The sequence below is a fragment of the Roseburia sp. CLA-AA-H209 genome (genome assembly GCF_020687575.1).
Taxonomy (GTDB): Bacteria; Bacillota; Clostridia; order Lachnospirales; family Lachnospiraceae; genus Roseburia_C; species Roseburia_C amylophila.
In genome coordinates, this window is sequence record NZ_JAJEQU010000004.1 from 178,660 (window position 1) to 199,388 (window position 20,729).

Consider the following 20,729-nt stretch of genomic DNA (forward strand, 5'->3'; position numbering starts at 1 on the left):
AAATGGAAGACAGGAAAGAAATTATAAAAATCAAAGAACCCATATCAACTGCAAATAAGTTTCACTCTTCGGAGCTTTTTTATATTGAAGAGGCAAAATTACCGTTCTCAGCAGGAATTTATACTTTAACGGGGTGTGCGATGCACTGGCATCATTCATGGGAAATTTTGTGCCAGTTAGAGGGTGAAGCATATGTAAGATTTGGTGGGGAGAAGATTATTTCAAGACCAGGCGACATCACGGTCATTTCTGGGGAAGAACCACATGAAACGGAAAAAATTACAAAGCGACATAAAATATTGTTGTTACAGTTTCAAATGGAACCTATTTTACCCTATTTTTCTGTGGCAAAGGAATATCAACACATTCCAAGTATATTATTAGATCCGTTTCGAAAAGTTGGACATTTTAATTTGAGAAGTAAAAAAGTAGAATCCATTATGTGGAAAATAGAGGGAGAATATAAAAAGAAGATTTTGGGATATGAGATTCGGATACCTGCGTATATTATGGAACTAATGGTATACTTTATGCGAAATGATTATATTTGTGCCAGAAGACCTGCGACAGAAGTTATGATAGCCTTGGAAAAAGTCAGACCTGCGTTGTCTTACATAGAAGAAAATTATCAAAATCATATAGAGTTACAAAATGTAGCAGAATTGTGTTGCATGAGTATGTATACATTTTGCAGAGTGTTTAAACAGGCAACAGATTATACATTTGTAGAGTATTTAAATCATATCCGATTAAAATCTGCAGAAAAATTATTGCTTTCCACAAAACTCCCCATCAGTGAAGTGGCATATGAATCTGGTTTCTCAGGATTGAGCTATTTTAACCGGAAGTTTAAGGAAGTATATTCTATGGGACCAAGCAGATACCGTAAAATAAGTGGAAATGAAGAAATAAACAACTGTGAGGGTTATCATCATTCCAGAATTTAAAATATAGTAGTATATAAAGGAGACGAAATATACAAAATGTGATTAGTATATTTCGTCTTTTTTTAATTAAAAATGTCTTGCGCAAAATAGTGCAAAAATAAAGCAAGAATGAAATTGAATCATGAATATAAAATCGTTATATTTAAACTACAAAAAGCAAGGAGAATAAAGTAAAAGGCGCCAGGGGAGAAGAACAAAAAAGTATTAGTATAAAAGGAGGAAAAAGAATGAAGAGATTAGTTGCAGTACTGTTGTGTATGACAATGGCAGTATCAATTACAGCTTGTGGTAACGCTGAAACAGAAAATAACAAAGTAGCAGGAACAGAAGCCGGAGATAAACCGGAAAGCATTAGCGTTATTTGTTCAACCGACGAAGAAGGACTTTATGAGTATGCTGGAAAGAAGTACGAAGAAATGTATGGTGTAAAAGTGAATCTGATTTGTCAGTCCTATGATAGTACACACGAAAAAATTACTACAACATGGACCGGTGGAGGCGATGCGGATGTTTGCTATGTAGATATTCCATGGGTTGCAGAATTTGAAAGTAAGGGAGTAACCATAGACTTAAGTGAATATATGGATGAAGATGTAAAAAACAGTTTGATTGAGAGTTCGTTAAATCAGATGATTTATAATGGAAAAACAGAAGCAATTCCGTTTGCAAATGGTGGAAAATGGATGTTTTATAATAAGCAGATGTTAGCGGATGCTGGATATGAGGAGCCACCAAAAACATGGGATGAATTAAAAGAAATGTCTCAGGATATGATGGATAAAGGCATTTGCAAGTATGGTATTGCGTGGGGAGCATCCCAGGCAGAAGGTTTGATTTGTGATTTGACAACCATGATTTACAGTTTTGGCGGAACATGGCAGAAAGAAGATGGCTCATTTGACATCAACAGTGAAAGTGCAAATAATGCAGTACAGTTTATGTATGATTCTATGCAGGATGGATGGGCAGATCCGGCATCAATTACCTACACGGACAGAGATTGCCTGGATCCATTCATGGCAGGAGATACAGCATTTGTTATGAATTGGGCTTATGTGTATGGATATGCAAATAATCCAGAAAATTCTACTGTTGCAGGAAATGTAGATGTATGTTTAATGCCTGGAACTGATAAAGCAGAAAGTGCTTCAGTAACTGGTGGCGGTGGCTTCGGAGTATTATCTACCTCAAAATATCCGGAGTATGCATATAAATATATTGAGTTATTTACTAGTGAGGATATTCAGAAATATGCATATGAGAATTATAATGTACTGCCGACAATTGATGCATTATATAAAGATGAGAATCTGGTGGCTGAACATGAAGAGCTGGCTAAGTTTTATCCGCAGTTTGCAACAACACATCCAAGACCTCAGCTTGCTGATTATAGTGAGTGGTCTAATACAGTACAACCATTATTTTCGGCAGCACTGTCAGGTTCAACTTCAATAGAGGATGCACTAAATCAGGCAGAAGAAGTATCAGAAAGTTTTGTGAATTAAATAGAGAATGGCAGGTAGGTAAACTGCCTGCCATTTTTAATATGAGGGTAAGAATATGAAGAGGAAGAATAAATCAAGTATATCACAAGCAAGAACTGCTTATGGAATGATTACTCCTGCCATGCTGATTATCATGGGATTAGGATTATTTCCTGTTTTGTTTACATTGTGGTTCAGCTTAAATGATGTAAATCCAGGTAGTCTTGTAACGAAATTTGTTGGATTAAAGAATTATGCAGAAGTTATGAGTACCCATGCATTTTGGAATTCTTTAAAAATTACTTTATATTTTTCAGTTGTATCAGTGATAATTCAGATTATATTGGGAACACTTACAGCATTATTGCTGAATCAAAATTTTAAGGGAAGAGGCTTTGTGCGTGGAATTATTCTGATTCCATGGGCAGTGCCAACGATTGTAAATGCAAATTTGTGGAAATGGATTTTTAATGCGAACGCAGGAATTTTGAATAAAGTATTATTAAAATTACATTTGATAGATGAAAATATAGTCTGGCTTGGAAGTGGTAAGCTTGCAATTAATATGATTATATTATCAGATACATGGAAGATGCTTCCACTTGTTATCATTATGCTGCTTGCAGGACTCCAGACCGTGTCTAATGATGCAAAGGAGGCATCAATTATAGACGGGGCAAATGCATGGCAGAGATTTAAGGTAGTGTATTTTCCTGCATTAAAGCCAATGTATATAGTGGTTCTTGTTTTGCGTACAATTCAGACGATTCGAGTTTTTGATATTGTATATTCGTTGACGTCAGGTGGACCAAATGACAGTACACAGGTAGTAAGCTTTTATGCGTATCATGAAATCTTTGATTACTTACATTATGGTAAAGGTTCGGCAATATGCGTAATTATAGCAGTTGTTATATTGTTATTGAGCCTTCTTTACCTGAAAGCAGGAAAAACGGAGGATTAAGATATGAATCGAACGGTAAAGAGAAGAATAGGAAGGATATTATTATATTTGGCAGTGATATTATTGGTTCTTTGGACGCTATTGCCAATTATCTGGATGTTTATATCCAGTATCATATCAGAAAATGAATTGTTAAGTAGTGACAAAATACTGCCTACATCAATTACCTGGGAACGATACAAAATGTTATTGTGGGATAAAAATCCAACAAAACAAGTTGAAGTATTCCGAATGGCAATAAAAAACAGTTGCATTGTTGCGGGTACAACAACAGTAATTAGTCTTGTATTAGGTGCAGTGGCATCCTATGCGTTTGCAAGATTACGCTTTCGAATGAAAAAACCAATGTTATTTGGAGTAATGTTTTTTCAGCTGCTACCACCAATTGCATTGGTAATACCGTATTATATCATGATTAGCCGGATGGGGCTGCTGGATCATTTGGGAACATTAATATTAATTAATACAAATGCAGTTCTTGCCTATGTAATCTGGGTCTTGAACGGATATTTTAAATCGGTTCCATTTGAACTTGAAGAAGCGGGACGGGTAGATGGTTGTAGTTGGAATCAGGTGTTTTGGAAAATTATTATGCCGACAGCATTACCGGGATATGTTGCAGTAGGTGTTCTTGCATTCCTTATGGCATGGGATGAATTTCTGTATGCATTAATTTTTACTACATCAAAAACTTCGAAGACATTAACGGTTGCGGTATCAGAGTTTGGAACAAAGTATGGAATTGATTATGGAATGATGATGACTGCAGGATTGCTGGCTACAGTTGTACCAATGGTATTAGCACTAATTTTCCAAAGATATATTGTAGGAGGATTAACGGCAGGAGCGGTTAAGGGTTAAGAAAAAGGAGTAAAGAATGGAACACGGATTTAAGTGGAATTTTATTGACAAAAAAGGGACGTTTGTTTGTGAAAATGCCCGGGAAGTAAATCAATTATATTTTCCTATATGCAATGAGGCTGGAATGAAAGCATCGGTGACACCCTGCTTAAATGGAGATGCCAAAAAGAATCAAAATGAATTTTTGTATCTGCCAGTTTCAGTAGAGGACTTACATAATAATCGTTCTGGAAGAAATTTCTGGGTTTATACAAAAGAGCAGGGAGCATTTTCTGTGGTGGGAAATTCTGCAAGACAGAGAGCAGAGCATTGTTTTAAGGATGAAGAAAAATGGAATAAAATAGAGTGCGGATTGCTATATCACAGCTTGTATTATACAATCCCTGAATTGAAATTAAACTGTATTTTTACAACGTTTTGTCCGGCAAATGAGGATGTAGTAGAAATTAACAGGGTTATTCTGGAAAATTATGGGTCAGAAATTCTGGAATTTGTGCCAACAGCGGCATTTCCTATTTTTGGACGATCGGCAGATAATTTAAGAGATCATAGACATGCAACATCACTGATGCAGAGGATAACATTGGAAGAAAACGGGATTGTTGTAAAGCCAACGATACACCATGATGAAAGAGGTCATGAACCGAATGATACAAGTTATTTTGTATATGGATCAGATGAAAGCGGGCAGGCAGCAGTAGAAATGTTCCCTACAGTAGAGGAGTTTATTGGAAAGGGAGGAACATTGGACTGGCCTGGAACAGTAGTAGAAAATAGTATACCAGAACATGATATGACATATCGGAAAGATGGTATGGAATGCATTGGCGCAATGCGTTTTGCAAAGGTACGGTTAGCACCAGGCGAAAAAAAAGAATATATTATCTGCGCTGGAATTACTGAAAAAGAAAATTTTAACAAGGAGTTTGAAAAGTATAACAGTAAAGAAAAGGTTGAAGCTGCGTGGAAACAAAATGAAGAGCATTGGAATGGAGAAGCTGACAAGATAAAATTTCAAGGCAATTCAGATAAGTTTGATGGCTGGTTAAGGTGGGTAAGTATACAGCCTGTTTTAAGAAAAATATATGGTTGTTCATTTCTTCCATATCATGATTATGGAAGAGGTGGTCGCGGGTGGAGAGATTTGTGGCAGGATTATCTGACATTATTATTACAAAATCCAATGCGGGTTCGAAGTGTTTTTGTTCATAACATGAAAGGTGTCAGACTGGATGGAAGTAATGCAACTATTATTTTGGACGGTGAGGGCAATTTTCAGGCAGACAGAAACAAAATATCCAGAGTTTGGATGGATCATGGTGTCTGGCCATTATTTACACTGTTGTTATATATGAATCAAACTGGAGATATTTCTATATTAGATGAAGAAGTGTCTTACTGGAAAGATGCACAAATTGAAAGAGCGAAAAGGATTGACACAAATTGGAAAAAAGAAGATGGAAATAGTCAAAAGACAAAGGATGGTGAATGTTATACCGGAACAATATTAGAGCATTTACTTTTAGAAAATTTAATTTGCAGCTTAAATATTGGAGAACATGGGAATATAAAGCTTGAAGATGGAGATTGGAATGATCAGTTGGATATGGCTCCGGATAAAGGGGAAACAATACCATTTACGGCTTTTTATGGAAAAAATATATGTGATATAGCAGATTTACTTGAGATTCAAATAGAGAAAGAAGACCGAAAAACGATTTCTGTATTTGAAGAAATGGAAATACTGCTTGAGGGATTAAAGGAAAAGGAACCCCAAAAAGAAGTGGAAGTATTAAAGAAATATTATGAACACATAAGATTTGGAATAAGCGGAAAAAAGAAAAAAATACCGGTTTTAGAATTAAAAGATATGTTGCGCTGGAAAGGAAAACAATTATTACAGCAGGTACGAGAAAATGAATGGATTGAATTATCATCAAAAGAAGGCTTTTTTAATGGTTATTATAACAATGATGGAAATGCAGTTGATGGAATTCTTGGAGATGGAAAATTGCGATTTGGATTGACAGCCCAGACCTTTTCTATTATGTCAGGGGCGGCAACGGATGAACAGGTTCAAAAAACAATCCATGCTGTAAATAATTATCTTCCAGATAAAAATACCGGAGGAATCAGGCTGACCTTACCATTGGGAGATAATACCTGGAATTTTGGAAGAGGATTTGCACTTATTTATGGAGAAAAAGAAAATGGTGGCATGTTTAGTCATATGACAACTATGTATGCTTATGCGTTATATAGCAGAGGGTATGCAAGGGAAGGTTATCAGATTATAAAATCTATTTATGAACTTTCTACAAATACACAAATAGCACAAATATATCCTGGTGTGCCGGAGTATATCAGTAGCAGAGGAAGGGGAATGTATTCCTATGTTACTGGTGCAGGAAGCTGGACAATTTTTCTGATGCTGACACAGGTATATGGCATACGTGGGCAACTTGGAGACTTATTAATTGAACCAAAACTAGTAAAGGAGCAGTATGATTCCGGTGAAGTTTTAACAGTAGACACATTATTTGCGGAAAAAGAAGTATGTGTTTCTTTTTATAACAGAAAACATTTGGATTATGGAGAATATCAGTTGGGTGAACTTAGCATAAATGGAGAAGTATGGAAGAATCAGATAAATAGTACCTCTGTTGTGCTACATCAGGCTGAACTGGAAGAAAAGCTTATAGCAGGTAGGAAAAATCAAATTTGTATCGAATTAGTGGAAAGGAAGGGATGATGTGATGGAACTTAAATTTCCGGTGGGATTAGAAAAAAATGAAGTTTTAATAGAAAGGGACGGAATAAAAATAGAAGTACCGTGGCCGGTTCAGATTCAGATTTTAAAGGAAAGAAACAAGAAAGCAAAGTATGATGTAATAAGAAATGAAAAAAACATTTATATTGCAGAAGCAGACGTAGAAGTAAATAAAGAAAATAGATTTCATATTACTGATATGTGGGAACAAAATACAAATAATATAAAATTGAGCAGAAAGGTGGCCTGCATTTCAGCAGAAAAAGAGACTGCTATCCGGATATCTACGGAATTCCATTGTAAATCAAAACATGCAAAAAATTTTGACGATTATCAATTTGTAATACCGGGAGCTTTTTATAATAAGAATGATACAGACCAGAATGGACAGGATGATTATCTTGGAACTTTCGAGCAGGATTATAAGGATGATAGAAATCCAAATTTGTCAGTGACAGGATTTGCAAAAAATGACAAGCAATTTATTTCACTAATTCGGGCAGATATTCCAAAGGTGGATACTACAATAACCAGAAAACAGATAGCGGAAAGGCATTTTGTTCATAATACAGATATTGGATCCCTGGGAATTGCACCGTCTGCAAATAGAATGGAAGAATTTTTGTTACGTTGTGATTATCCATTTTATGAAAGAAATTCATTTTGCTTAAATGTAGATGGATCGGAGTGGGCTGCATATCGAAAGATAAAACAGGGAGAAGAATTGGAAGTTTCATATATCCTGCAGTTTGGAGAAGCTGAAAATCTGACAGAAGCATCGTGGAAGACGAGCGTATTTCAGATGGAACGAATTCTTAATGATGATATCAGGCATCCATTTAGTTTAGAAGAAACAATACCATACAGAAGAGACTTATTACACAATAGTTTTAGAGATTTTCCGGAAAAGAAAAATCATCCTTGTGGTTATGTGTGTCATTTCTCGCCGAGAGAAAATTATGGAAATCAAAACGTACTGGAATATGGATTTTCCGGAAATCAGACTATGGTTTGCTATGAAATGCTTCGGGCTGCAGAAGAAACAGGAAAGGAAGAATATAGGGAAAGGGCATTAAAAACAATACAATTTTTTGTGGAACACTGTATTGCAGAAAGTGGTTTGCCGAATGCGATGTACAGTGTAGAAAAAGAAGAATTTGTTTATTGGTGGACTGGCGTATTAATGCCATTTCAGTATTCGGAAAACAGGGAAGAATTAGAAAAATTTCTGGGCAATCAGGTCGTAGGTGCAATGATGGGAATTGCAGAAAAATTAAAAGGAACAAAAGGAAATTATTGCCGGACTATGACGGAGGCTATGTATTATTTAATGCTCTGTTTTCTTGAGGAAAAGGAAAATGGAACATTACATAAAGACTGGCTGGATGTAGTGGTTGCATTTTGTGATAAAATGATTGAAATTCAGAATACAGATGGCTCCTGGTATCGGGCATATACGATGGAAGGTACTCCAATGACTTATCCGGAAGAATGGTTTGGAAGTAATGTGATAGAGCAGGGGTCAGGAACAATTTTTCCGGGAGAAGTATTAGCATTAGTACATGAATACACCGGTAATGAGAAATATAGAAGTGCATTGTGTAAAGCTGCTGATTTTATTATGGAACATTATATAGAAGATGTTTTATATCTGGGAGGATTAAATGATACAACACATAAAAAGTCTGTAAAGATAGATGCTGTTGGAGTAATGTATAATATGCGGACATTGTTGTTGGCTTATGAAACTACCAAAAAAGAACGATATTTGTATGGCGCAAAATCAGCAGCACAGATTCTTGCATCATGGACTTATCTTTGGGATATTCCGTTTGATGAAAATACACTTCTTGGAAAGAATGATTTTGGAACAACTGGCTGGGCAGGGTGTGATGTTATTCCGGGATGTAGCTATGTGGACGATGAATTTGTAGAATTCGTACCAGATTTAATGCGAATTGCAGAGTATAGCGGGAATAAAAAACTGGCTATATTGGGAAAAATTGTAACATTAGGAATGCAGCACGGTTTATCTATGCCACAAAGAATGTATGGATATACAATGCCTGGAATTCAGTGTGAAGGATTTCTGACATCCTTATGGCTTTCTGATACAGATGATTTGGAATTTTCGGGAGCTGTAGCAAAAAATAAAGGAGATGATAATGATACTTGTAATGGACTGATAAATGGTCAGGCACTTTACAATCTCGATTCATTAAAAAGAAGATATCACACATTGGAGTTTGATAAAATAATTGAGCAGATATTTGCCGAGTAAAGTTATAATGCCTCATAGACATTTTATGCGTCTATGAGGCATTTTCTATAGAAGTCGGTATCGCACCGATTAGTATCAGCAGTGCTCCCAGAATTTCAAAAGGAGTCAGAGTTTCATGCAAAAGCAGAACAGCAAAGATAACAACCGATAGTGTTTGACAGAATAAGCAGTGTTCATTACAATGTTTTTAGAAAAAAAGAAAATGGGGGAACAGAGATGTTAGAATATGAAATTGAAATCGGAAAAGAAGAGCAGGATGCGCTGTTGGAAATAACTTTGCAATCGGATGTATACCGGAAGAGAAGAAAAGTGGTAACGATTACTTCTGTGATTATGTGCATAATCTGTCTGCCGTCCGGAATGTTAAGCTTTATGCTTGGCAGGGCAGAAATGGGTTCACTTTTTATGATTCTTTGGGCAGCTTTTCTATATTTTGCATGCGGCGGGAAAAAGGTACAGCAGAAAGCACGACTTAAGAGATTTTACGCAAATGCACAGAAGGCACTGGTAAGTGGCCACCGCAAGTATATTTTCAGTGAAGAAAGCATCAGCATAAAATCAGAAATAGCGGAGGGTGTGAATCTGTGGACTGCCTATAAGGACTGGGGATTCTATGAAAATTATATTTATATCAGAAATCTGTCCAATCAGGTGATTCTGGTAAGACAGAGTGAGCTGTCAGCAGAAGACCATGCATGGCTGGTGGATTTGCTGACCCGTCATCTGGGCGCAGCGCTGGCATAGAGGAAGCAGAATGAAATGATGGAACGGAATCTTACTACAGGAAGTGTATTTAAAAATGTAATTATATTTTCGCTGCCATACCTTTTATCTTATTTTTTACAGACATTGTATGGAATGGCAGATTTATTTATCATCGGGCAGTTTGAAGGAGTTGCCAGCACTACGGCGGTATCCATTGGCTCACAGGTCATGCATATGATAACAGTTATGCTGGTGGGACTTGCCATGGGAACAACGGTCAGTATCGGACAGGCGATTGGAAGCAAAGATAAGAAACGGGTGGCAGAAGGAATTGGAAACACGGTAATCCTATTTATGGGAGTTGCCCTTGTGCTGATGACTGTGCTGCTTTTGCTGACAAAACCAATTGTAACAGTAATGTCTACACCACAGGAAGCAGTAATGGGAACGATATCCTATCTTACCATCTGCTTTATCGGGATTCCTTTTATTACAGCATATAATATTATCAGTGCAATTTTTCGTGGCATGGGTGACAGCAAGAGTCCGATGTACTTTATTGCCATTGCATGTGCAGCAAATATTGTCTTGGATTATGTATTTATCGGCGGTCTGCATCTTGGACCGGCAGGTGCAGCTCTTGGAACTACCTGCGCTCAGGTCATCAGTGTAATGATTTCCCTCGTTATGATTATAAGACAGCGGGAGAAATTTTCTCTTAGCAGAAAAGATTTCAGACCGAACCGAAATGTAATGGGACAGATTTTAAAAATCGGTATTCCCATTGCATTGCAGGACGGTTTCATCCAGGTGGCATTTATGATTATCACCATCATTGCGAACCAGCGTGGATTAAATGATGCAGCGGCTGTGGGAATCGTGGAAAAGATAATAAGCTTCCTGTTCCTGATTCCGTCCTCCATGTTATCAACAGTATCTGCACTTGGTGCACAGAATATCGGAGCGGGAAAGAGGCAGCGTGCCAATGAAACACTGCGCTATGCTGTGATGATTACAGTGGGCTTTGGAATTATCGTAGGAATCTTCATGCAGTTCTTCGCCAGTCCGGTGGTGGCCTTATTTACAGATGCATCGGATGCATCGGGAGCGGAAGTGGTACGTCTGGGAGGTCAATACTTAAGGGGATATGTCTGGGATTGCATGTTCGCAGGAATTCATTTCAGCTTCAGCGGATATTTCTGTGCCTGCGGCAAATCCGGCATCTCATTTTTACATAATATCATTGCAATTACACTGGTAAGAATTCCGGGCGTTTATCTGACTTCGACTTTATTCCCGGATACCTTATTCCCAATGGGACTGGCAACGGCAGCAGGCTCCCTGCTTTCCGCAATCATCTGTGTTGTTGCATTTACAATCTTAAACCGGAAGGAAAGGCAGAAATGCACCAGCCATCTCTTAAGAAAATGACAGGGCTTGGAGCACCGATTGCGCTGCAGGATTTACTGGCATCCATTTTCTCTTCAGATGAAGCGGTTATTCTGGCGGCGGCAGATTACTTAAAGGCATACGCCATTGACTGCATGTTTACCGCAATCTTTTTCTGCTACACCGGATTTTATAATGGAATCGGCAGGACGAGATTTGTCATGCTTCAGGGAATCATCGGAGCCTTTGGTGTCCGTGTTCCGGTGTCCTATTTTATGAGTCTTCGTCCGAATCCGTCCTTATTTGAAATTGGACTGGCGACACCGATGTCATCCATTGTGCAGTTGATTTTATGCCTTGGATTTATGGCGATTTTAAAGAGAAGAGAAAAACAGTAGTAAGTAGGAACTTAATTTCACAATATATAATATGTGTTTAGTTACAACTGTTAGCCAAAATTGAAAAAAGATTGATATTGGCTAATATACACAATATAATAAGCACATAATATGTATAAAGGAAGGGTGTACATGAAACTGATAGAACGGCGACAGTATTTGAATAAGTTAATTAATGTACTTGGAACTCCGGATATCAAAGTTGTTACAGGTGTAAGACGAAGTGGAAAGTCTAAATTGCTGGAAGCGTTTAGAACATATGTTGAAAAAGAAATTCCAGATTGCAACATTATTCAGATTAATTTTAATTTACCGGATTATGATGACTTGCTAACATATCGTGCATTATATGATTATGTAAATGAACATTATGTGGCAGGCAGGGAAAACTTCGTATTTATTGATGAAGTGCAGATGTGCAAGGATTTTGAAAAAGCAGTAAATGGACTGCATGCAAGTGAAAAATATGATATTTATATTACGGGTTCTAATGCTTTTTTACTAAGTTCTGATTTGGCAACATTATTTACCGGACGTACTTTTGAAATAAAAATGTATCCTTTTTCATTCGGGGAATATATGGAGTATTTTGAATTAAAGAATCAGTATGAGGCATTAGATGAGTATGTGCTTGAAGGTGGAATGGCAGGTTCCTATCTTTATAAAGATCAGGAAGCTAAATTTGATTATGTGGCTGATGTATTTGATACTCTGATTATACGGGATATCAGAAAAAATACAAAATACGGAATGTGCAGCTTATGGATAGAATTGTGGACTTTTTAATGGATAATATTTCAAATTTGTCATCTGCCCGTAGTATTACAAATACATTAGGAAGTATGCATGAAAAAATTCATCATACGACTGTAGGCTCTTATATGCAGTATTTGTGCAACGCATTCGCATTTTACAAAGTAAGAAGGTATGACATTAAAGGAAAAAAATATTTGTCGAGCAATGATAAATACTATCTGAGTGACCATACTTTTCGTTATGCAAAACTTGGAACAAAAAACATGGATTATGGTCGAATACTTGAAAATATTGTGGCAATTGAGCTGCTTCGTAGGGGATATGAGGTTTACGTTGGAATATTGTATAAAAAGGAAATAGATTTTGTTGCAATTAAACGTAGCGAAAAAATTTATATTCAGGTATCTGATAACATAAGTGATGATAAGACTTTTGAAAGAGAGGTATCACCACTACTGCAGATTAAAGATGCATACCCTAAGTATGTTATTGCCAGAACGAGACATGATGCATATCAATATGAGGGAATCAAGATAGTCGATATTGCGGATTGGTTATTGGATAAATGAACTATTAGCCAAAAATGAAAAAAGATTGATTTTGGCTAATAAAAACACCAGTGATTTAAAAATGTAAATACGAGGAAGGCTTGCATAATTCCTCCTGTTTTCCACATACTACCCATACAGCACAAAAATGGAAAGTATGTAGGAAACAGGAGGAATTTTTAATGAAAGCAACAGGAATTGTACGTAGAATAGATGATTTGGGGAGAGTTGTAGTGCCAAAGGAAATCCGCAGGACACTGCGAATCCGGGAAGGTGACCCACTGGAAATTTTTACAGACCGGGAAGGTGAAATCATTCTTAAGAAATATTCTCCCATTGGAGAACTGAGCCAGTTTGCCGGACAGTATGCGGAGAGCCTGGCACAGAGCACCGGGCATCTGGTATGTATTACCGACAGGGACCATGTGATTGCGGCTGCAGGAAACGGAAAGAAGGAATTCGAAGGAAAGCCAATCAGCAGGCAGTTAGAGGAACTGATCGAAGACCGGAAAAATATTCTTGCACAGCAGGGAGACAGCAAATTTGTACGAATTACCTTAGATGATACCGGGAACTATCATGACCAGGCAATCAGCACGATTATCTGTGAAGGAGATGCCATCGGAGCAGTTGTTTTATATGAGAAAAATGAAACTGCAAAAATGGGAGAAACCGAAAGCAAGCTTGCTATTACAGCGGCGGGATTTTTAGGAAGACAAATGGAACAGTAGCCTTGTAACTTTTTATGGAACAGTGTAAAATAGAGCAATATGGAGGAATCCCATGTCCCATAAAGAGAAGAAAAAAAGGAAAAAGAAATACCGTGGTTTCTGGCTTTTTGTAAAGCTGCAGATAGTTCTGATACTTCTGGTAATCGGCGGGCTGGCGTATTACTATTTTGGCGGGTATGCCAGTCAGGTCAGTGCCATGCATGAAGAGGCAGTCCGGTTTGTAAAAGAGTCGACGAAGGACACATTTCGGGCGGAGCAGACCAGCCAGGTTTATGATGTGAATGGAACGAGAATCATGTCACTTCGTGGCACCAAGGATGTAAGCTATCTGACCAGTGATGAGATACCGGAAGAAGTCAAAGAAGCTATGGTAAGTATTGAAGATAAAAAATTTTACAGTCATGGCGGAATCGATTTTAAGGCAATTATCCGTGCAGTCTGGGCAATGGTGCGTAACGGAGAAGTAACCCAGGGCGGAAGTACCATTACGCAGCAGCTTGCAAGAACCATTTTCCTAAATAATGACAGAACGTGGCAGCGAAAAATGGAAGAAATATTCATTGCCACAGAGCTGGAAAAGAAATATACCAAGGATGAAATCTTAGAGTTTTATCTTAATAATATTTATTTTGGAAATGGATATTATGGCATTCAGGCGGCGAGCCGGGGATATTTTGATACAGATGTTTCGTTTTTGTCATTGTCCCAGATGGCATATCTTTGTGCGATACCGAATAATCCGACGATGTATAATCCTTATAAGAACCCGGATAATACGTTAGGAAGACGTGACCGCATTTTAAAAAACATGTATGAGGATGGCAAAATCAGCCGCAGGGAATATAAGGATGCCAGACAGGAAACGATTGTACTCAGCACAGCAGAGCCAACAAAGCGTTATGATGCAGTAGAGACCTATGCCTGCTATTGTGCAACACGGGCATTGATGGAGCAGCAGGGCTTTGAATTCCGGACAGATTTTTCTTCGGAGGAAGATCGAAAGACCTATGAAGATGCCTATCAGGAGCAGTATAAAACCTGCGAACAGTCTCTTTATACAGGAGGCTATAGAATCTATACTTCCATTGATTTAAATATGGAAGAGCAGCTTCAGAATGCAGTGGATGAGAAGCTGCAGGATTTTACCGATGTCAATGAAGAGGGCATTTATACATTGCAGAGTGCGGCAGTATGCATTGACAATGAGACCGGTTTTGTAAAGGCAATCGTAGGCGGCAGAAGTCAGGAATATGACGGGCATATGCTAAACCGCGCCTATCAGAGTTACCGGCAGCCGGGCAGTGCCATCAAACCGTTGATTGTATACACACCGGCGTTGGAGCGGGGCTATACCCCGGATACTGTGGTGGAAGATGCACCGATTGAGGATGGACCGGAAAATGCCAGTGGCAGGTATCTTGGCAGCGTAACCTTACGTTATGCAGTAGAAAATTCCATTAATACAGTGGCGTGGAATCTTTTAGAAGAGATGACTCCCGTTACAGGAATTTCCTATCTGAAGGAGATGAATTTCGCAAAGCTGTCCCCGGAGGATGAAAGACCTGCCGCATCCCTGGGTGGATTTACTAATGGAGTCTCTCCTGTAGAAATGGCGGCGGCTTATGCCACCATAGAAAATGATGGAAAATACCGGGAGCCTACCTGCATTGTAGAGATACAGGATGCAGACGGAAACGCTATCTATCAGAAAATTGTCGATGAAAAGCAGGTTTATAAGACCAATGCAGCCCGTTGGATGACCAATATATTAGAGGGTGTTCTGACACAGGGAACAGCAAAGGGACTGGCATTGTCCGAGACTGCCAGTGCAGCGAAAACAGGAACCACCAATTCCAATAAGGATGGCTGGTTTGTAGGCTATACAAAGTATTACACCACCAGCGTCTGGGTTGGATATGATATTCCGGCAGAACTTCCAGGACTGACAGGAGCCAGCTATCCGGGAGAAATCTGGTATGATTATATGGAAAATTTACATAAAGAATTACCGTATGCAGATTTTGTGGCACCTCTTGGCACAGGCAATGATGCTGATGCGGAGAGTGGCACAGATGTGACAGAGGGTAATGCAGCAGAGAATGACACCATAGAAAATGACACTACAGGAGATAATACAGCTCCGGCAGAGGAAGAAAGGCGATAATATGGAAAAGAAAGCTGATTTAAAGACAATGACCTGGAAACAGCGGATCGGATTTGTCTGGGACTATTACAGACTTGTAATACTGGCAGTAGTTGCAGTGATTATTTTGATTGGTATGACGGTACATCATTATATGACCACAAAGGAAGATATTTCCCAGATTGTATTAGTAAATGCAAAGAGTATGCCGGCAGATGAAGAACCGGATTTCTCAGAATTCATGGAGCAATATGGGTATGATACAGCAGTCCAGGAGGTTGTGGTAAATGATGCATATTATGTGGATTTAACCAGCACAGATACCAGTAATCTCTATTCCTATCAGTCCCTGCAGACAGTGATTGCAGGCGGTGGAGTAGATGTTTTGGGTGCCGATGAAATGGTTTTTGAAAATCTTGCCCAGTCTGGTGCCATAGCAGATTTGACGCAGTACTTTTCCAAAGACGAGCTGGAACAGTTAAAGGATTATATCTTCTATGTAGAGGATAAGGACACCGGAGATACTTTTGCAGCAGGCATCCGTCTTGGAGCCGGAAGCTGGCCGGTTGAACACGGTTATTATGAAAAGGAATGTATTCTTGGTATTGCCCTTGGCTCCGAACATAAGGAAGCAGCGGAGCAGATGTTCCGTTATTTGCTGGAAAAATCCAATTTAGACTAAAGAAAGCGCAAGATATAGACGATATAAAAATAAGAAGTGGTACATTGTGTATATCTTGCGGAAAAATCTTGCGAAAGATGACAAAATGACCTATAATAAAACTACCTGGACCATGAGAAGATAAGGCAGATGAATCATAAATTATGGATGAAAAGATTTATAAAATAGGTGATTATGAATTCGAAACCTTAAGGGAATACAGGCAGGCGCAGGAAGATTTAAAGAAAATCAAGTATATTACCGATGAACTGGATATTTATGATCCGGAAGTAGCAATCCGGTTGTATACCATGATGCGCACGAAGAAAATCCGTTTTAAAAGTGAAATCGGAAAATCGTTCTTCTGGTGCATTTCAGATATTGTTGCGGATAGTTCGCAGAACATGATAGAAGAAAAAATTGCCAAGGAAGAAGCGGAAGCAGAAGCAAAGCTGCCATTTCATTTTACCTGGCAGAAGGTGGTCGGCATAGTATGCATCATTGTTGCGACAGCCTGTATCGGATATTATGCGATTTCGGAATATGCGGATTATAAAGCTGCTAACAGGCTTAAGGATTTACAGAATAAGAAACAGAATAATGTAGTAGAGCACCTTGTAACAGGAACGGAGCAGATAAATCCGGAAATCACAGAAGATGCAACTGAAACAGGAGAGACAACAGAGCAGCCACTGATTATGTTAGAGGATTATGTTTCCCTGTATGCGGAAAATCCGGAATTAATCGGATGGTTACATATTCCGGATACGGATATTGATTATCCGGTCATGCAGTCTTCACAGGAAGAACCGGATTATTATCTGAAACATGATTTTGATAAAAATGACGACCTGAATGGCACCCTTTTTATCGATGCCAGAAATGATTACATAAACAGGGATACCAATATCATCATTTACGGACATAATATGAAAAGCGGAATGATGTTTGGCGAATTAAAGAAATATCTGGACGAAGATTTCTACAATGCCCATAAGACGATAGAATTTAATACTCTTTATGAAAGAGGAGTCTATGAAATTATTGAAGTGGGATTATCGGAGGTCCAGTATCAGGATGAAAATGTATTCCGGTATTATAATTTTCTGAATGCAGATTCCGAAGAAGAATATCAGGAATATTTAAATAATGTGGCACAGCTTTCTGTATATGGCACAGAGATAGACAGTACTTATGGAGACCAGCTGCTGACTCTTTCTACCTGCAATAATTATACACAGGACGGAAGAATGTTTATACTGGCAAAGCGTGTACAGTAAGCAGATAAGAAGTATAATGTATCAAGCAGATAAAGCTAGGAGAGATGAGAGATGCAGATATTGAAAAAAGGATTTTCTATTTTTGCAGCAGTATGTTTGCTGCTGGCAGTGATGCCGGGACAGACAGTCCGGGCAGACGAGACAACAGATGAAAATGGATTTACAGTAGATGACAGTGGAACACTGGTTGCCTACAGCGGAGCCGGTGGAGCAATTACAATTCCAGAGTCAGTATCTACAATTGCAAGTGGTGTATTTGCATCCAATACATCCATTACAAGTGTAACGATTCCATCTTATGTGACTGGAATGGGAACCGCAGTTTTCTATAACTGTACAAGCCTTGGTTCTGTCAGCATAGAAGGAGATATCGGTTCTATTCCGGCAGAGACATTTTATAACTGTACAAGCCTTACCAGTGTATCTATTGGAACTTCAATTTCATCCATTGGTTCCCAGGCATTTGCAGAGTGCAGTTCATTATCCCAGTTTACAATTCCGGAATCCGTAGGAAGCATCGGGGATAAAGCATTTTATGATTGTACTTCTTTAACCGGAATTACAATTCCGGCTGGCGTTTCCAGCATCGGAAGCAACGTATTTACCGGCTGCAGCAGACTGGCATCCATCGGTGTTGCATCAGGAAATGGTACATATGCATCCAGTGATGGATGTCTATATAACAAAGCAATGACCAGGTTAATCCGTTGCCCGGAGGGAAAATCCGGTGCAAAAATTGCGACCAGTACTGCAACCATCGGAGCAGGTGCTTTTGCAAACTGCAAGTCGGTTACTTCACTGACAGTTCCGGATTCTGTTAATACCATTGAAACAGATGCGTTCAGCGGCAGCAGTATCAGTACAATTTTGATTCCGGCGAGTGTAACGTCAATTGGAAGCCAGAGCAGCTGGAGTCCATCCACAATTTCCGGTTATTCAGGAACACAGGCACAGGTATATGCAACCGGAAATGGAATCAGTTTCCAGAGCCTTGGAGGAGAGAATCCACAGCCGACTCCGGATAATGGAAATAATTCCAATAGCAATGGTTCAACAGATACTTCCAACAGCAACAACGGAAGTGGTTCCGCTACTACAGTAACCGGTGGAGGCACAGCAGTGACTGGCGGAAATGTGATTGGCGCAACCAAGAACAGCAATTCCGGTAAGACAGTAACTTCGGGCAGCCATGAGAAGGACAGCACACCGAAGACAGGTGACGGTATCAATCCGGTATTCTTCTTATGCATCGGAGTATTATTAGTAGGTGTTTACTTTGTAGTATCAAATCGTAAGAAAGCTGCATAAGTGATAAAAAATAAAAGAAGTAACTAACATAAGACAGTGAAAGAACAGAAAAGTTCCGACACTGTCTTTTTTACGCGAGTAGCGAGAAAAAATCTGAGAGAAAAGAAAGAGCCAGGCTTGCCTGAGCGAATTTCTTTTCTCAGCAGATTTTGGCGAGCACCGCGATAACTCGAGAAATACGCAAAGCGTGTTTCTCGTAGTTTACGCGAGTCGGTAAAAATATAGTTGACAACAGAAATGCTTATGTATATACTTTGAGTTGCAAATAATTTGATAATCAAAATATTTGCAACTCAAAGTATTATCAAAGAAAAGACAAAAAAGGAGAACAAAATAATGTTAGAGAAATTAGCAGAATTAATCAAAGAGCAGTTAAACTATGATGGAGAGGTAAAAGCAGAATCCAATTTCAAGGATGATTTAGGAGCAGATTCTTTAGACTTGTTTGAACTGGTTATGAGCATGGAAGAAGAATTCGGTGTAGAGATTCCGTCAGAAGATTTAGAGAAAATCGCAACTGTAGGAGATGTTATTGACTACTTAAAAGCAAAGGGCGTTGAGGAATAAAATATGAAAACAAGAATCACAGAACTGTTAGGAATAGAAGAGCCTGTTATCCAGGGCGGAATGGCATGGGTTGCAGAATATCATCTGGCTGCTGCAGTATCTGAAGCAGGTGGACTTGGTATTATCGGTGCAGCCAGTGCTCCACCTGAAGTGGTTCGGGAGCAGATTCGCAAGGTGAAGGAACGCACCAGCAAACCATTTGGTGTAAATGTCATGTTGATGAATCCGAATGCACCGGAAGTGGCAAAGGTGGTAGTTGAGGAGCAGGTTCCGGTTGTCACAACAGGAGCCGGAAATCCAGCCAAATTCATGAGCCTCTGGAAAGAAGCAGGTGTTAAAGTAATTCCGGTAGTAGCAAGTGTAGCTATGGCAAAACTTATGGTCCGCGGTGGCGCAGATGCTGTTGTGGCAGAGGGAATGGAATCCGGTGGCCATATCGGTTCCACTACAACCATGGCATTGGTGCCGCAGGTGGCAGATGCCATTGATGCACCGGTGATTGCAGCCGGAGGAATTGCAGATGGAAGAGGAATGGCTGCAGCATTTATGCTGGGTGCAGAAGCAGTTCAGATGGGAACAAGATTTGTGGCAGCCAAAGAATCTATCGTACATGCAAACTACAAAGAGAAGCTGATAAAATCCAAAGACATTGATTCTGAAATAACAGGTTCCAGTACCGGACATCCAATCCGTGTCATCCGTAATAAGATGAGCCGTGAGTATCTGAAGATGGAAAAAGAAGGTGCAACATTAGATGAATTAGAACAGCTTACCCTTGGTTCCCTCCGCAAAGCAGTGATGGACGGCGATGTGGTAAATGGAAGTCTGATGGCAGGTCAGATTGCCGGAATGATACAGGATGAATTGTCCTGTAAGGAAATTATTACTTCTATCGTATCAGAGGCAGAACGTCTGATGAATCGGAAATAAGGAGAA

The 20,729-nt window shown here is 39.0% G+C and carries 16 protein-coding genes and 1 pseudogene; all 17 read left to right on the top strand.

Going from position 1 to position 20,729, the window contains the following annotated elements; all coding sequences use genetic code 11:
• Nucleotides 1–2 precede the first annotated feature (2 nt).
• The 17 genes and pseudogenes from LKD41_RS05745 to fabK all read left to right on the top strand — a co-directional run bounded on the left by LKD41_RS05745 (nt 3) and on the right by fabK (nt 20,723).
• Nucleotides 3–947, top strand: coding sequence for an AraC family transcriptional regulator (locus tag LKD41_RS05745; RefSeq protein WP_227700671.1), 945 nt, complete (start codon nt 3–5; stop codon nt 945–947).
• Between the two features lie 227 nt (nt 948–1,174).
• Nucleotides 1,175–2,452 (top strand): ABC transporter substrate-binding protein, encoded by a 1,278-nt coding sequence (locus tag LKD41_RS05750; protein ID WP_227700672.1) that lies wholly within the window; start codon nt 1,175–1,177, stop codon nt 2,450–2,452.
• A gap of 55 nt (nt 2,453–2,507) precedes the next feature.
• On the top strand, nt 2,508–3,395 hold the full coding sequence (locus LKD41_RS05755) for a carbohydrate ABC transporter permease (RefSeq protein WP_022243666.1): 888 nt from the start codon (nt 2,508–2,510) through the stop codon (nt 3,393–3,395).
• A 3-nt stretch (nt 3,396–3,398) separates the two neighbouring features.
• Complete coding sequence (locus LKD41_RS05760; protein ID WP_022243665.1) at nt 3,399–4,256, top strand: carbohydrate ABC transporter permease; 858 nt, start codon at nt 3,399–3,401, stop codon at nt 4,254–4,256.
• 832 nt (nt 4,257–5,088) lie between these two features.
• Nucleotides 5,089–7,008, top strand: coding sequence for a GH36-type glycosyl hydrolase domain-containing protein (locus LKD41_RS05765; protein ID WP_227700673.1), 1,920 nt, complete (start codon nt 5,089–5,091; stop codon nt 7,006–7,008).
• A 4-nt stretch (nt 7,009–7,012) separates the two neighbouring features.
• Nucleotides 7,013–9,307 (top strand): hypothetical protein, encoded by a 2,295-nt coding sequence (locus tag LKD41_RS05770; RefSeq protein WP_227700674.1) that lies wholly within the window; start codon nt 7,013–7,015, stop codon nt 9,305–9,307.
• A gap of 216 nt (nt 9,308–9,523) precedes the next feature.
• Nucleotides 9,524–10,051, top strand: coding sequence for a hypothetical protein (locus tag LKD41_RS05775; protein WP_022243661.1), 528 nt, complete (start codon nt 9,524–9,526; stop codon nt 10,049–10,051).
• Between the two features lie 15 nt (nt 10,052–10,066).
• Nucleotides 10,067–11,443, top strand: a complete 1,377-nt coding sequence (locus LKD41_RS05780; RefSeq protein ID WP_331470896.1) for an MATE family efflux transporter — start codon at nt 10,067–10,069, stop codon at nt 11,441–11,443.
• Nucleotides 11,416–11,799 (top strand): MATE family efflux transporter, encoded by a 384-nt coding sequence (locus LKD41_RS05785; RefSeq protein ID WP_227700675.1) that lies wholly within the window; start codon nt 11,416–11,418, stop codon nt 11,797–11,799. The genes LKD41_RS05780 and LKD41_RS05785 overlap by 28 nt, the downstream gene beginning before the upstream one ends.
• Before the next feature lie 132 nt (nt 11,800–11,931).
• Nucleotides 11,932–13,124 (top strand): annotated as a pseudogene (locus tag LKD41_RS15945) (ATP-binding protein).
• 161 nt (nt 13,125–13,285) lie between these two features.
• Nucleotides 13,286–13,834, top strand: a complete 549-nt coding sequence (gene spoVT / locus LKD41_RS05795; RefSeq protein ID WP_022243657.1) for a stage V sporulation protein T — start codon at nt 13,286–13,288, stop codon at nt 13,832–13,834.
• Nucleotides 13,835–13,886: 52 nt separating this feature from the next.
• A complete protein-coding gene (locus LKD41_RS05800; protein WP_227700676.1) occupies nt 13,887–15,998 on the top strand; it encodes a transglycosylase domain-containing protein in 2,112 nt (703 codons plus the stop codon).
• A 1-nt stretch (nt 15,999) separates the two neighbouring features.
• Entirely contained in the window at nt 16,000–16,659 is a 660-nt protein-coding gene (locus LKD41_RS05805) for a hypothetical protein (protein WP_227700677.1), read from the top strand.
• Between the two features lie 143 nt (nt 16,660–16,802).
• A complete protein-coding gene (gene srtB / locus LKD41_RS05810) occupies nt 16,803–17,918 on the top strand; it encodes a class B sortase (protein ID WP_227700678.1) in 1,116 nt (371 codons plus the stop codon).
• A 51-nt stretch (nt 17,919–17,969) separates the two neighbouring features.
• Complete coding sequence (locus tag LKD41_RS05815; RefSeq protein WP_227700679.1) at nt 17,970–19,226, top strand: leucine-rich repeat domain-containing protein; 1,257 nt, start codon at nt 17,970–17,972, stop codon at nt 19,224–19,226.
• Between the two features lie 336 nt (nt 19,227–19,562).
• Entirely contained in the window at nt 19,563–19,793 is a 231-nt protein-coding gene (acpP, locus tag LKD41_RS05820; RefSeq protein ID WP_022243652.1) for an acyl carrier protein, read from the top strand.
• A gap of 3 nt (nt 19,794–19,796) precedes the next feature.
• Nucleotides 19,797–20,723 (top strand): enoyl-[acyl-carrier-protein] reductase FabK, encoded by a 927-nt coding sequence (fabK, locus tag LKD41_RS05825; protein ID WP_022243651.1) that lies wholly within the window; start codon nt 19,797–19,799, stop codon nt 20,721–20,723.
• The last annotated feature ends 6 nt before the right edge of the window (nt 20,724–20,729 follow it).